This window comes from Propionispora vibrioides (assembly GCF_900110485.1).
Classification (GTDB): domain Bacteria; phylum Bacillota; class Negativicutes; order Propionisporales; family Propionisporaceae; genus Propionispora; species Propionispora vibrioides.
Genome location: NZ_FODY01000033.1, coordinates 24,606 through 38,674, shown reverse-complemented (window position 1 = coordinate 38,674; position 14,069 = coordinate 24,606). Strand labels below are relative to the sequence as shown.

Genomic DNA, 14,069 nt, shown 5'->3' with positions numbered 1-14,069 from the left:
GTCTTGCCATGGTCAACGTGACCGATCGTTCCTATGTTTACGTGCGGTTTATTTCTTTCAAACTTCTTCTTTGCCATTTCTTTTCTTTGCCTCCTCAAACTGTATGGTTAGAATTATACTTTTGGCACACCACTAGTATTTTACAAAATGGAAATATTCTATTAATTTTTTTAAATTCCTGCATAAAAAACAAAAAACCTTACCTAATAATTAAGTAAGATCTGTAGTCAAAGTGGTGGCGGCGCAGGGATTTGAACCCCGGACACTGCGGGTATGAACCGCATGCTCTAGCCAACTGAGCTACGCCGCCTTAGGTCGGCTGCCGCTAAACGCCCATCTGCGTTGTCACTCTTGCGTTCCGCTGCTCAATGCACTTACCAGTGCGCCTCCGCTGCGGTACTCATCGTTCCTAGCAGCTGTGCCTTTATCGACACCCTCCGGTCTTGTCTCACAAGTCCGGATACGTCAAACTAGAATACCCGGTAAAGGAACGTAATTACAAAAAAATGGAGCTAGTGACCGGGATTGAACCGGTGACCTTATCCTTACCAAGGATACGCTCTACCAACTGAGCTACACCAGCAGCTAACTTTATTAGATAAAACGCCTAACGGCGTTTATTTATTTGGTTGCGGGGGCAGGATTTGAACCTGCGACCTTCGGGTTATGAGCCCGACGAGCTGCCAGCTGCTCCACCCCGCGATGTGCTTGACGGTAGTTTCCCACCATCTTCGTTCTTTCTTACTGTGGATAAATGGTGGAGGGAGCTGGATTCGAACCAGCGAAGGCAGAGCCGGCAGATTTACAGTCTGCTCCCTTTAGCCACTCGGGAATCCCTCCATGATGTCTGGAGCTGGCGAGAAGAATCGAACTCCCAACCTGCTGATTACAAGTCAGCTGCTCTACCAATTGAGCTACGCCAGCATTTTGTATTACTTGCCTTACGACAAAGTTAATTATACAATTCAAAGATCAGTCTGTCAATGTTTTTTTGGTGGCGGCGCAGGGATTTGAACCCCGGACACTGCGGGTATGAACCGCATGCTCTAGCCAACTGAGCTACGCCGCCCTGTTCGGCACGGCCATCGCTAAACGGCCATCTGCTGCGTTGCTCCTGCGGTCGCTCGCTCAACGTACCTCATCAGTACGCCCTCGCTCGCGTCCTCGTCGCGCCTTGCAGCTGTCCATTTATCAATGCCCTAAGCCATTAAGCCTGATATCAACCAACAGGTAAGTTGGTCTTGCATCGGCACCCTCCGGTCTTGTCTCACAAGTCCGGTTGTGTTATCGGTATTCTGTTAGAATACCTTCATTACAAAACATTACAAAAAAATGGAGCTAGTGACCGGGATTGAACCGGTGACCTTATCCTTACCAAGGATACGCTCTACCAACTGAGCTACACCAGCATAGATAAAACGCCTATTGGCGTTTGTTTATTTGGTTGCGGGGGCAGGATTTGAACCTGCGACCTTCGGGTTATGAGCCCGACGAGCTGCCAGCTGCTCCACCCCGCGATGTGTTTGACAGTAGTTTCCCACCATCTTCGTTCTTTCATTCCTACTATGGATAAATTGGTGGAGGGAGCTGGATTCGAACCAGCGAAGGCAGAGCCGGCAGATTTACAGTCTGCTCCCTTTAGCCACTCGGGAATCCCTCCGTCAAATCCGGCTTAAGGATTGCGTTACCACAGTCCATTAGCCAGCTTTCCCATTACCTGAGCCAATGCACGGCAGCGGTAAACTGCTGCGCCCGACGTCCTGTAACGGAATATTATATTATCACAGCTTATCCATATTGTAAAGAGTCTATCACCTGTTAATTTATGTAAAGTAACTAATTCATAAAAAAGTAATAGTACGAAACGGCCGCCAGGACCAGGCGGTAGTAGGCAAAGGAAGCCAGGGTTGATTTATTCAGAAACTTTAAAAACCAAACCACTGAACCATAAGCTACAACAAAGGATATTACAAAGCCAATAGCCAGCATATGCAAGTTATCAACACTCAAATGGCTAATCACTTTCAGCAAATCATAGAAACAGGCTACCATCATTAACGGGACCGCAATGATAAAAGAAAAGTCAGCTGCCGCCGTTCGGCTTAAACCAAAAAACAAACCGCCGGAAAGTGTCGACCCGGAACGGGAAAATCCCGGCCACAGGGCCAGTACCTGGAATAGGCCTACCCAAAAAGCCTGCCTGACAGTGATATTTTCCACACTGCGGGCCACCGGTCTTTTTGCCACCTTTTCCGCCACCAGCATCAAAACAGACCCGGCTATCAGGCCGATAATCACCGTCGCCGGCGAAAACAGGTATTCCTTAATCGGTTTATGCAGCAAATAGCCAATAATCATGACCGGCACAATCCCGGCCGCCACATGGGACAGCGTTAGGCCGCTGCGGTGTATGTTAAGCCGCCCCGGCTTGATCATGCGCATAAATTTGTCACGATATAGAAACAAGATAGACAGTATGGCGCCTAATTGAATAAACACCTCAAATACGCTGGCAAATTCACCTTCAAAATGCAGCATATTGCCCACTAAAATCATATGTCCTGTCGATGAAACAGGTAAAAACTCCGTCATGCCTTCCACAATGCCAAGTATAATGGCAATCATCGTCTCCGTCACTTTCCATCCCCCTGTCACGGCTATGTATTCCTGTTAGAGCCCAGTCAGCCATTCATCTGCTGACCGCTAGGAACCGCCGTCTTTTTCACACGCATTTTATTATACTCCATGCCATGGCCGCAAACAACCATAAATCCCTTTGCGCCACTTCTTTGTTACGGCTTTAGGCAACCTCAAAGCACGGTATCCGCTTTGGGCTTATCCCGGACAATCCAGAGTTGCCTGCTCTTATTCATATAAGCCACCATAATCGCCTTTAACTCTTCTTTATGCCGGCTTTTAAACGCCACAATATCTTCCGGTGTAAACCCCAGGTTTTCCAGCACTTTTTCCTGAAGCTCTCCCTCGATAATAACTGGCACCGCCACGTCATCGGTGCCCACTGGTCCTTTTTCAGATAAACCTTCCGCCGCCCTTAGAATACTGAGTCCTCCCAGAGATTCCCAAACAGCCAATTGTACTTCCTTTAGGTGAAAAATCCCTTGTGCACGCAACAGAACCAGCAGAGTTTTTACCGATAATCGTGTTTTAGCCAAATTAGCCCGGATGGGTTGCCCCTGTTCTATGATCACCAGCGGTGGCAACGGCTTAGTCCGCCAGCCTTGCAGGCACTTTACCAGTTTAGCCGTTCCACACTGCATAAGACCTACTGCCGTCAAAACGACCAGACTATCAGAAAAGTCACTTTGGGGACTAAGGATTGCTGCACCGGCCACCGTACCAAAAATAATCAATCCTACCAGTTCCGCAGGAGTGGTTTCACCGAGGTGGCTACGTCCTGTCAACAGCCAGACTGCTATAAGCAGCGCAAAAACTGTAATCACTCTAAAGACAGTTATGCCCAGCACATCCACGCCGTCTCCCCTCCTTAGAAACCGCTGATTTAATGAATCTGTCGGCATGGCAGAAAAAGATCCGTCAGAACGCACAGCGCAAACAAATCAGTGGTTCCCTCAATTATCCAATAGTATAATCAGCCCCTCGGCGGTTTATGTGCCAGTAAAAAGTTAGCACTCCACCAATCTTGAAAGCAGGATTTGCTGACGGTCAAAACTTGGTCAGCATCTTTCCATTGCAGAGCTGGTGGAGCTCTAGGTGAAAGGACACGCCTTAATCCGCAAACAGTAAAATCCCGGAACCTGTAAGACAGGCTCCGGGACTTTATTGTTCACGGACTACTTGTTAAATTGTTTGGTAAACTCGTCAACCGACAGATTGGTTACGGCTGCCAGCTTTTCTACCTTGCCTGCTTTGAAGTCTTCTGCAGTCAGCAAAGTCATCATCGCTCTGGCGATTTTGTATTTTACCGAATTTACATTCACGAAACGGACTGCCGTTTTCTTGGTTACCGGGTCCAGCATTTCGCTGAACGGCAGCGGCTTAGCTTCGCCGTTAACCACGGTAATAATCGCGTCGGCACCGCCGTTTTTCAGGAATTCAACGGCCGAATAGCCAAGGTCACGGGTGTATTCGATATCAAAAGCGTTCGGTGAAGCGCAGCGGGTTTCGTAACCGATGTCTTTAGTCACAAAGTTCATTTTGATGCCCAGTTCAGCCAACCGTTTGGTCGCCGCTTTTTTCAGCAATTCACCGAAGTTAATTTCAGCATAACGGATGTGGCCGTGTTCGTCTCTTTCCAGCCCTTCCACTGCACTCAAGTCTTCTTCCGGAATTTTTTCGATAATGCCTTCGGCGACAACTGCCAGACCGAAACCTTTTCCGTCAGCCAGACGTTTGATTACCGAACCGACAATGATGTCCACAACGGTGCTCAAGTGAACTTTGGCTTCCGTAAAGTCTTCCGGAATAATGGTAACCTGGGCAGCCGAGCTTTTGCCAATACCCAGCGGCAAATGGCCTGCTGTACGTCCCATGGCAATGCCGAGGAACCAGCGTTGGGCCGTTTTGGCATCTTCCAGAATATTGGTAGCAATATCTGCACCAACCTGACGGGCGGTTTCAAAGCCGAAAGTAGGAACGCCTTCCGGTAACGGCAGGTCATTATCAATAGTTTTGGGCACATGCACTACGCTGAAATTGATTCCCATATTTTTCTTGGCATAGGAAGCCACTGTAGAAGCCGAATATGCCGTGTCATCGCCGCCGATGGTTACCAGATGGGTTACACCCAATTCCCGCAGCGTGTTGATCGCGGTTTTAAGATGTTCTTCATTTTTCGTAGGATTAAAGCGCGCTGTATGTATAATACTGCCACCCTGCAAATGAATTTTGCTTACATCATCAACTGTCAGGGAGGTCACTTTCTTCTCGCCTTTGGCTAAATGAGAGAAACCCTCATAAACCCCGATTACATCCCAGCCATTATTTCTTGCCGCAATCGTAACACCGCTGATAACTCCATTCATGCCAGGTGCCGGACCGCCGCCGCAAAGAATTGCTACCGTATTTTTCGACATACATTTTCCTCCTTATATTGCTGTTTGGCAAATAATCGCCATTGTTAACAAAATGATCCTTCAAAGTCAAAAGCAACCTTCATACAGGTATAGAACCGCTTGTATTATGTATCAGATCATCTATGCACAACGTCTATTATACCGCGCCATTACACTGTTAACAAGCTTTTATGTTTGAACAGAACCGGTCGCGCCGTCATGGTATAGTATGGCGATATGTCCGCTTTTTATATTCGTCGGGCTATCAGAAATCCCTTTTCCCGGGGTAAAAATTAATCATATTCTGCCATAAAACAGCGATCTATTCCCGTTATCGTCATAATATATCACAAGAAGCCGCTCGAAAAAGCGTCCCTGCTGTTTTGCCGACAGAAGCAAGCGGTATACCGGCTTGCTTAAGAGATACAAAAAGGCACCCTCCATAGAAGGGTGCCTCAATATTTCTGCTAGTCATCAATTTCTTCGCTACAGTCCCGGAACAGGGCGGCATCCTTATCCAGACCGGCTAAAGCCTTATAGGCGTTGCCTCCGGCATCGCATTCTTCACTGCGATGATCCAGATAACGTTCCAGCTTGCGCTTAACTCGCTGCAGGGCATTGTCGATCGATTTCACGTGGCGTTCCAACTCCACGGCGATTTCCTGGTACGACTTGCCGTCCAAGTAGGACATTAAGACCTTCCATTCCAGATCGCTGAGAATTTCGCCCATCTTCTCTTCGATGTCAATGAATTCTTCCCGGCTGATTACCAGTTCCTCCGGATCGGATATCTTGGAACCCGACAGCACATCCAGCAACGTCCGATCAGAGTCTTCATCATAAATCGGCTTGTTCAGAGAAACGTAAGAATTCAAAGGAATATGCTTCTGCCTGGTGGCAGTTTTAATGGCAGTAATAATCTGGCGCGTTACGCACAACTCGGCAAACGCCCGGAAAGAGGAAAGCTTATCATTGCGAAAGTCCCGAATCGCCTTATAGAGACCGATCATGCCTTCCTGAATAATATCCTCTCTGTCAGCACCAATTAAAAAATAAGACCTGGCCTTCGCGCGAACGAAGTTGCGGTATTTATTAATCAAGTAGTCCAGAGCTACTGCATTGTCATTATCCTTGGCATCAATTACGATTTCTTCATCAGTCATATTTTCAAAACAACTGTATAAATCGTATTGAGTACTAGCCCGCATCACATCGCCCCCACTTTGCATTTTTATCTATAAAAAACGATTTATTCACTAATTTGGTGCTACAAAACGACTCTATTTACTTATAAAAGTATACCCTACACCCTGTCCTAAGTCAAGCTTAACCTGCCGGCCGCCAGCGCCGGGAAGTCAGGATTCTCAACGTTTTCTCCCACCCCGTCGCAACTCATCCAGCCTTTTTGCCACATCACCATTCAGCCGGTCAGAAAGTTCCTGCCGGCGATAGTTCAGGACATGCTCCGAAAACCCCTGCTTCATGCTTTTTTCTGCGGCCCGCACATAGCTCCTTAGCTCCCGGGCCGAAATGCGATACGCTCCCGAGCCCAGAATCTGCATTTGTTCGGCCCAGTCGGAAGTCACCACATAAACCCGCCCGCCACCGGTTTGGCGCATAAAGAAATAGGCCATTTTTTCGATATAGCTGTCCGCCGTTTCGCCTTCTTTGGTAAACACCACATCGACGAAATCGTTGATTATCTGCTGACAGCCTTCACCGTCCGCCACCGCATGGGCGTCAAAAACGACCGTAATCCTGCAATCTTTAAAAACACCATAGCCTGACAAGATTTCTATTAGTTTGTCCCGCGCATATTCCAGATTGTCCTTTATTGCCACAAGCTCTTGCCAGTCATTGATAACATTATACCCATCAACCAGTAATTTGTCTTTAGGAATATGTTTCATAAACTTCTCCAAACAACATTATGTAGTTGCGCTCCCCCAGCCGGTCACTCGCCACCGGCTCTTGCAAATGGCGGCATCCGTGTCCCCATTTTTATAATTTTATCTTCAGGCAAATATCTATCCTTTGCCAGGACTTCCCGTTTAATTTCCTGCCCCCCGGATTCCACAATCCGCAGGGTAGTGATTTCATAACCGGGCTTTCCCGGTTTTTCCACTTCCGTTTCACCCAAATAGAGCGTTTGGTCTTCTTTCCTGACCTCAGCCGGTAAAATGGCTTTCTTGTCAGTCGAAATAATTTTGACCGCTTCCTTCATTTTTCCCCGGCCAAACAGGCCAATACTCAAGCGGCCCCGTTGAATTTCGGCCGTAATCAAAACCGGCGCGCCGGTATTGTTAGCAAATTTAAAATCAAGCAAGCCATATACAACCGTAGCATCCCGCCCCAAAGGCACATAGCCCAAGGCCTTCGAGTGATTGTACCGCTCCACTACCGTCAGGTTGGAAAGCAGTACCGCATTGTACAGCGTAGAGGAAACCTGGCAAATTCCCCCGCCAATTCCGGGCACCAGTTCACCGTCCATCAATTCCATCGCTTCTTTAAATCCATACTCTTTTTCCCGGGGGCCAACCACTTCATTAAAAGAGAAAACGGCACCGGGCTCCAGAATCTTCCCGTTTATTTTATTAGCGGCCAGAATAATGTTCGCCGACCGGTTGATATCGTCCTCATTAAAATCTGTGGTATAACTGCCCCATAGATCGCCAATCCCCCTGGCGGCAACATCCTGCACGGTAACTTCCGGCGGCACCGTCACAACCGGCAAAATCACCGCCGGCACATCCACAGTGGACAATGCCTTAAGCACAGCAGGACCTGCGGTCTCTACCGCTAACCGCATTCCCTGCTCCTGCGGCAGCACCGTGCCGCTCTGCATACTGATCGCCGCATTACGCGGCTCCCGTTCCACCGCTTGCCGCCACTCGGCTATATAACGGTCAAGCTTATCTTTATTATACTGTACCCGCAGCGTAACATGATAGCCCTCTTCTCTTGCCTGATAAATTTTTTTCATTCTGGTCCAAAGCCCGCCGTCTCGGCCATAATTCCACGCCTCATTGGCAGCAGCAGCAATATCCCAGTCAAGATCAATCTGCTGTGCCGCCAAATCAAAAGAATTCTCTCCATAATATACCTTGATTCGTTTTTGCAGCAACTCCTGACGCCAAACGGCCAGGAGTTGCTGCACATCCTCCCGGCTGCAGCCCGCCAGCGATACCCCGTCCACCGTTACACCGGCATACACTCGGGAGGAAAACAGCGAAGTTCCTCCGGCAAAAAAAACGATACCAAAGCAAATAATCAACAAGAAAGCTATCGTGGACTGCCAGTTTTTCAAATCTCTTTCATCTCCCGTTGTTTAAGAACTTCGTATAAAAGCAGGGAACAGGCAACCGAAGCGTTTAGCGAATTGATCTGCCCCTTCATCGGAATGCGCACCAAGAAATCACAGGCCTCCTTCACCAACCGGCCCAGACCTTTCCCCTCGCTGCCGATTACCACAACCAGCGGGCCGGTCAAATCGGCCTGATAATAAGCCTTTTCGCCGTCCATATCGGCGCCGACAATCCAGAAGCCTTGCTTTTTAAGGTTCTCCAGCGTTTGCACCACATTGCCGATCCGGGCAACTGGCACATATTCCACTGCACCGGCCGATGTCTTGGCCACCGTTCCCGATAGTGGACAACTCCGCCGTTTAGGGATAAGCACCCCATGCACGCCAGCGGCATCAGCCGTCCTTAAAATAGCGCCGAGATTGTGCGGATCTTCCAGCTCATCCAGTACAACAAGGCAGGGAGCCTCGCCCTGGACAGAGGCTTTATGCAGGATATCTTCCAGTTCCACATAAGCGACTGGCGGCACCAGTGCCACAACCCCCTGATGACGGATCCCGGCCGCCACCTGATCTAGCTTGCTCATCTCCACTTCCTGAATAACCAGGCCTTTGCTGCGAGCCAGTCCGATAATCTCCCGTACCGTCCCATGCCGTTCTCCTTTGGCTACCAGTATTTTATTAACCGACCGGCCGCCTTTCAACACTTCCATCACGCTGTTTCTTCCCGCCACAAAATCTTCTGTTACCGGCATGGTGGTATCGCGCTCCTTCCCATTTCCCATATCCTTTATTTTCTCCTTTTCCTAATCTACTATGTATCCAGTACCTTACGTCACCTAAATACATGGATCATCTCGCAGTCTTTTTTTCCTTTGTCGTCGCCTTATATATATCCGTTATGTACAACTATGTCCGCCTTTGAAGACAAAAGGCCTTGCAAAAAAAGCCCCGCAAATTTAATTTGTCCCTAAAGTTGGCGGACCACTACATGGATAAAGGCCAACCCGGGTTCCCGTCAGGTCAGCCTTTATGTTCCGTTATCGTCCCATCCTGCGGCGTTGTCAGCTACACCCCGGCAGCAGTCTCGTCTTGCACATAGGTGCAGAAACTAAAACGAATGTCCTGATAGCTTTTGGGTTCACCGGCAGCGACCAGACGCCAGTTCTTTTCTTCATCCAAATCGACAAAGAACTTGTCCGCCACGTAAAGTTTTTCTATCTTGGTGACAAGGGCCGCCGAACAGTATGGCAGCAATTGGGTATATACCGATTCCCCACCGATTACAAAAACATCATCCGTATCATATTGCGCTATGGCCCGAAACAATTCCGGCAACGAACGGCAGATGGTTACTTTTTCATGGATAAAATCCGCCTTCCTGCTCAGTACAATATTAACCCGGTCCTTTAAAGGCTCCTGGCCCGGCAGCGATTCAAAGGTCTCCCTGCCCATAATCACAACCTTATGCAAGGTCGTCTGTTTAAAAAACTTCATATCCTCCGGGATATGTTGCAGCAATCTTCCGCCGCAACCAATTCCCCAGTTGGCATCAACTGCAACAATGGCTTTCATACAAGTCTCCTTTTAAATAGCGACAGGGATATTTTTGATTTGCGGACCACTTTGATAGCCCTCCAACACAAAGTCAGCTACGGTAAAATCATAAAAGCTCTTCACCTGCCGGTTAATTAGCAGCTTAGGTGCCGGATAAGCAGGACGGTTGATCAGCTCCTCCACCAGAGGAATATGCCGGTCATAGATATGGGCATCGGCGATGACATGCACCAGTTCACCCGCTTCCAGATCGCTCACCTGGGCCAGCATATGCACCAGCACAGCATACTGGGCTACATTCCAGTTATTGGCCACCAGAATATCCTGGGAGCGCTGATTCAAAATCGCATTGAGCCGGTTACCGGTCACATTGAAGGTCATGCTATAGGCACAGGGATACAAATTCATAGCGTGCAAATCGGCATGGTTATACATGTTGACAATGATGCGCCGACTGTAAGGATTTTCTTTTAAATCCAGCAAAAGCCGGTCCACCTGGTCAAACTCGCCTTCGCGATATTGATGCTTAATCGCCAGTTGATAACCATAGGCCTTGCCAATCGAGCCGCTTTCATCAGCCCAGCTATCCCAAATGCGGCTGTTCAGTTCTTTGATGTTATTGGATTTTTTCTGCCAGATCCACAGCATCTCATCAATGGCAGCCTTTAAATTGGTTGGCCTGAGCGTAAGGATCGGAAATTCCTCCGCCAGATCGTAGCGGTTGACCACCGCAAATTTCTTAATCGTGTGGGCCAGAGCACCGTCCGCCCATCTGGCCCGTACCGCTTCCCCTTCAGAGGAAAAACCATGGGCCAGAATATCTTTACACATAGCAATGAATGTCATGTCTGCTTTACTCAGAATGATTCACCTCATTTATTAGGATAGGAAAAGACTTGGCCCAAACCAAGTCCCGTAGGATACCGGCAAACCACCGGCACCGGCAACGGCAGGGCTGTCCACCAAGTTAGGGCAGCGCTGCCCGGCAAAGGGTACACAACAATCTGCCGGCAGCTCTTACCTAAATTTTACACCATAAACCCTGCTCTGTCTGTATTATTTTAACAGCATTCTGCTTATTCTCCGTTACAGGCACCTATGCACCGTCTATTGCGGCGAGGCAGCCCCTGTTTTTGTCATTTCCCGGGAAATAACGTCAAAAGCCTGACTGACAAGTTCCACCAAACGACGGTAATCTTCCTTTAAATACAGATATCCCAGCAAAGCCTCAAAGCCGGTACTGTAGCGGTATTCGGCAACCGTCGCGCTTTTGGGAACGCTGGACTTGGCGTTGCGGCCCCGCTTGACCACAGCGATTTCCTCCTCAGACAAAGTGGCCTCCAGCGCTTTATAGGCGCGGGCCTGCATAACCGCCGACACCATTTTGGCATCACAGTCATGCAGTACTCGCACTTTATTCTGCTCATAAGACAACAACCGTGTCCGCACATACAGGGTAAAGTAAGCATCCCCTACATAGGCCAGCACCAACGGTGGCAGGCGATGAACCGGAATGTCGGTATAATTGACCGGGAAAGCGCTCGTTTCTTCAGACTGCTGTTTGAACATATTGGCCATTAAATACTGATAGTGGTCAAACCTCATTTTTTCTTCCACCTGATCCCTTGCGGTGAATCCTCCAGCACAATGCCGATTTCCTGCAGCCGGTTGCGGATTTGATCGGCTGTGGCCCAGTCTTTGTTCTGGCGGGCCTGTTGACGAATGTCAATCACGATATCCATCACACCCTCCAGCAAACCGTCCTGAGCGTCCGCTCCCGCCGGCTCCTGTTCCAGATTAATTCCCAAAATATCGGCCAACTCCTGGTAAGCCGACTGCAATACGGCGGCGCCGGCCGCACTATACGGTGCTTTACCGCCAGTCACGGCACTGCAGTATATATTGATTTCTTTAGCCAGACCAAACAACACGCTGATGGCCAGGGATGTATTAAAATCATCATTCATCGCCGCCAGAAATTCTTCCTTGGCCTGCCGGACGATCACTTCCTGGTCAGCCGTTGATCCGTCAGAACTGTCCGCAGGTTGCACCGTTGCCAGTTGCTTAAGGCTGTGCATAGCTGTGGTCAACCGTTCCAGACTGCGCTGCGCTTCATCCAGTCTTTCATCACTGAAATCCAGGGGACTGCGATAATGGGTGGATAAAATGAAGAACCGTAACACCTGTGGTGAATAATGCTCCAAAATGTCTTTAACCAGGAAAAAATTCCCCAGCGATTTACTCATTTTTTCTTCATTCACAGTAATAAAACCGTTATGGAGCCAATACCGGACAAATGGCTCCACGCCGGTACAGGCTTCCGACTGGGCAATCTCATTTTCGTGATGGGGAAATACCAGATCGCTGCCGCCACCATGAAAATCAAAGGTTTCGCCCAAATATTTAAGCGACATGGCCGAACACTCGATATGCCAGCCCGGCCGCCCCGGTCCCCAGGGACTTTCCCAGGCCGGTTCACCCGGTTTGGCGCTTTTCCACAGCGCAAAATCCATAGGATGGCCCTTCCGGTCATCCACATCGACCCGGGCGCCGGCTTTCATATCGTCCAGGCTGCGGCCGCTCAGCTTGCCGTACTCTTCAAAACGGGTCACGGCATAGTAGACATCGCCGTCCTTCTCATAGGCAAAGCCCTTATCAACCAGTGTTTTCACCATCCGGATAATGTCCGCCATATGGCCGGAAACCCGCGGGTACAAATCGGCCCGCCGTACATTCAGCTGATCCATCACTTCAAAGTAGGCTGCGATATAGCGATTGGCAATCACATCCCAGGTCACGCCTTCGGCATTGGCGGTTTTAATGATTTTGTCATCCACATCGGTAAAATTCTGCACATGGTATACCTTATAGCCGATATACTCCAAATACCGTTTAATGACATCCCAGGTAACAAACGGGCGGGCATTGCCGATATGCGGATGGTTATAGGGGGTTACACCGCACACATAGGTTTTTACCTGTCCCGCTGTCATGGGTACAAATTCTTCTTTTTGTTTGGTTAATGTATTATACACTCTTAGACTCATATTGTTTCAGCTCCTCTTCTAACTGACAAATCCGCTCTTCCAGCCGCATCATGCCGCGCTGTAGACAGAATATCATTTCCGCTTCCGGATCGGGCAGGTTGTTATGTTCCAGATCGACATCCGGTCTGGCATCATCAATCTTCTTGCCTTCATGCCACACAATCTTTCCCGGAATCCCGACAACCGTAGAGTTAGGCGGCACTTCCCGCAGCACCACCGAGCCGGCACCAATCTTGGAATTGTCGCCTACCTTAAAAGATCCCAGCACTTTGGCGCCGGTAGCAACAACGACATTATTGCCCACTGTCGGATGGCGTTTGCCTTTTTCCTTGCCGGTGCCGCCGAGCGTCACGCCCTGATACAGGGTGACATTATCTCCCAATTCAGCCGTTTCGCCGATGACAACTCCTGTGCCGTGGTCAATGAACAGTCCTTCTCCTATTGTGGCACCGGGATGAATTTCTATGCCGGTTAAAAACCTTGCGAAATTGGAAATCAGACGCGGCAACAACACCAGACCCTTTTTAAATAAATAATGACTGATACGGTGCAGCCAGATAGCATGTAGTCCGGGATAGCATAAAAGTACTTCCAGCACATTTTTAGCAGCAGGATCGCGTTCAAATACCGCGTCGATGTCTCTCTGTATCCGTTTAAACATAAGTCTCCCTCCTGTCCAAAATAATAAAAAGCCACCGTCTCTTGACAGAGACGGTGGCCGTGGTTCCACTCTGTTTAGATATGTAAACAAACCATATCCCACTCAAACATGATAACGGCTGCCGCCGGGACCACCTACTAAAAGAGCCGGGCAGTAAACCGGGCCGCTTTTTTCAGCCATCCTGTTCATGGGGGCACTTCAGCGGATCTTTCCTGGCACTGTTCGCAGCCGGTGACAGTGCCTCTCTGCAGGTCCGAAACACGCTTACTTTTCCCAATCGCTACATTTTCCATATAGTTAGGAGTTCACCAGGGCTAAATCCATAGTATTCCTGACGCGATATTTTCCGTCCTGTTTCGTTGTCGTCACCTTACATATGTACGATATGCGCGGCTCCTCCGCCAAACCGAACGAAAACTCTCACGCCATTTATTCTACGGCTTTAGCCCTGGCGAACTCCCGTGATTAAA

The 14,069-nt window shown here is 49.0% G+C and carries 12 protein-coding genes, 9 tRNA genes and 1 other annotated feature; all 21 genes read right to left on the bottom strand.

Annotation, left to right across the window (positions count from 1 at the left end; all coding sequences use genetic code 11):
* Positions 1-233: 233 nt before the first annotated feature.
* Positions 234-310: transfer RNA gene (locus tag BMW43_RS18945), tRNA-Met, on the bottom strand.
* Positions 311-507: 197 nt separating this feature from the next.
* Positions 508-583: transfer RNA gene (locus BMW43_RS18940), tRNA-Thr, on the bottom strand.
* 43 nt (positions 584-626) lie between these two features.
* Positions 627-702 (bottom strand) — tRNA-Met (locus BMW43_RS18935).
* 53 nt (positions 703-755) lie between these two features.
* Positions 756-840: transfer RNA gene (locus tag BMW43_RS18930), tRNA-Tyr, on the bottom strand.
* An 8-nt stretch (positions 841-848) separates the two neighbouring features.
* Positions 849-924, bottom strand: a tRNA-Thr gene (locus BMW43_RS18925).
* Positions 925-992: 68 nt separating this feature from the next.
* Positions 993-1,069, bottom strand: a tRNA-Met gene (locus tag BMW43_RS18920).
* A 264-nt stretch (positions 1,070-1,333) separates the two neighbouring features.
* Positions 1,334-1,409: transfer RNA gene (locus BMW43_RS18915), tRNA-Thr, on the bottom strand.
* 32 nt (positions 1,410-1,441) lie between these two features.
* Positions 1,442-1,517, bottom strand: a tRNA-Met gene (locus tag BMW43_RS18910).
* 58 nt (positions 1,518-1,575) lie between these two features.
* Positions 1,576-1,660, bottom strand: a tRNA-Tyr gene (locus BMW43_RS18905).
* Positions 1,661-1,836: 176 nt separating this feature from the next.
* Positions 1,837-2,637, bottom strand: a complete 801-nt coding sequence (locus BMW43_RS18900) for an undecaprenyl-diphosphate phosphatase (RefSeq protein ID WP_091751527.1) — start codon at positions 2,635-2,637, stop codon at positions 1,837-1,839.
* A 173-nt stretch (positions 2,638-2,810) separates the two neighbouring features.
* On the bottom strand, positions 2,811-3,491 hold the full coding sequence (locus BMW43_RS18895; RefSeq protein WP_177173680.1) for a DUF421 domain-containing protein: 681 nt from the start codon (positions 3,489-3,491) through the stop codon (positions 2,811-2,813).
* Positions 3,492-3,812: 321 nt separating this feature from the next.
* A complete protein-coding gene (gene pfp, locus BMW43_RS18890) occupies positions 3,813-5,054 on the bottom strand; it encodes a diphosphate--fructose-6-phosphate 1-phosphotransferase (protein WP_091751522.1) in 1,242 nt (413 codons plus the stop codon).
* 446 nt (positions 5,055-5,500) lie between these two features.
* Complete coding sequence (sigH, locus tag BMW43_RS18885) at positions 5,501-6,241, bottom strand: RNA polymerase sporulation sigma factor SigH (RefSeq protein WP_091751519.1); 741 nt, start codon at positions 6,239-6,241, stop codon at positions 5,501-5,503.
* 156 nt (positions 6,242-6,397) lie between these two features.
* A complete protein-coding gene (locus BMW43_RS18880; RefSeq protein WP_091751516.1) occupies positions 6,398-6,943 on the bottom strand; it encodes an NYN domain-containing protein in 546 nt (181 codons plus the stop codon).
* A gap of 44 nt (positions 6,944-6,987) precedes the next feature.
* Positions 6,988-8,340, bottom strand: coding sequence for a VanW family protein (locus BMW43_RS18875; RefSeq protein ID WP_091751513.1), 1,353 nt, complete (start codon positions 8,338-8,340; stop codon positions 6,988-6,990).
* Positions 8,337-9,119 (bottom strand): 23S rRNA (guanosine(2251)-2'-O)-methyltransferase RlmB, encoded by a 783-nt coding sequence (rlmB, locus tag BMW43_RS18870; protein ID WP_439331460.1) that lies wholly within the window; start codon positions 9,117-9,119, stop codon positions 8,337-8,339. Before rlmB ends, BMW43_RS18875 begins: the two co-directional genes overlap by 4 nt.
* 283 nt (positions 9,120-9,402) lie before the next feature.
* A complete protein-coding gene (locus BMW43_RS18865) occupies positions 9,403-9,909 on the bottom strand; it encodes a dihydrofolate reductase (protein ID WP_091751510.1) in 507 nt (168 codons plus the stop codon).
* Positions 9,910-9,921: 12 nt separating this feature from the next.
* Complete coding sequence (thyA, locus tag BMW43_RS18860) at positions 9,922-10,737, bottom strand: thymidylate synthase (protein WP_245732622.1); 816 nt, start codon at positions 10,735-10,737, stop codon at positions 9,922-9,924.
* 261 nt (positions 10,738-10,998) lie between these two features.
* Positions 10,999-11,496, bottom strand: a complete 498-nt coding sequence (locus BMW43_RS18855; protein WP_091751504.1) for a Mini-ribonuclease 3 — start codon at positions 11,494-11,496, stop codon at positions 10,999-11,001.
* Positions 11,493-12,938 carry a cysteine--tRNA ligase gene (cysS, locus tag BMW43_RS18850; RefSeq protein ID WP_091751501.1) on the bottom strand — a complete coding sequence of 482 codons (1,446 nt, stop codon included), beginning with the start codon at positions 12,936-12,938 and terminating at the stop codon, positions 11,493-11,495. Before cysS ends, BMW43_RS18855 begins: the two co-directional genes overlap by 4 nt.
* Entirely contained in the window at positions 12,919-13,599 is a 681-nt protein-coding gene (cysE, locus tag BMW43_RS18845) for a serine O-acetyltransferase (RefSeq protein ID WP_091751498.1), read from the bottom strand. The genes cysS and cysE overlap by 20 nt, the downstream gene beginning before the upstream one ends.
* Positions 13,600-13,642: 43 nt before the next feature.
* Positions 13,643-13,889: a binding site (T-box leader), on the bottom strand.
* Between the last annotated feature and the right edge of the window lie 180 nt (positions 13,890-14,069).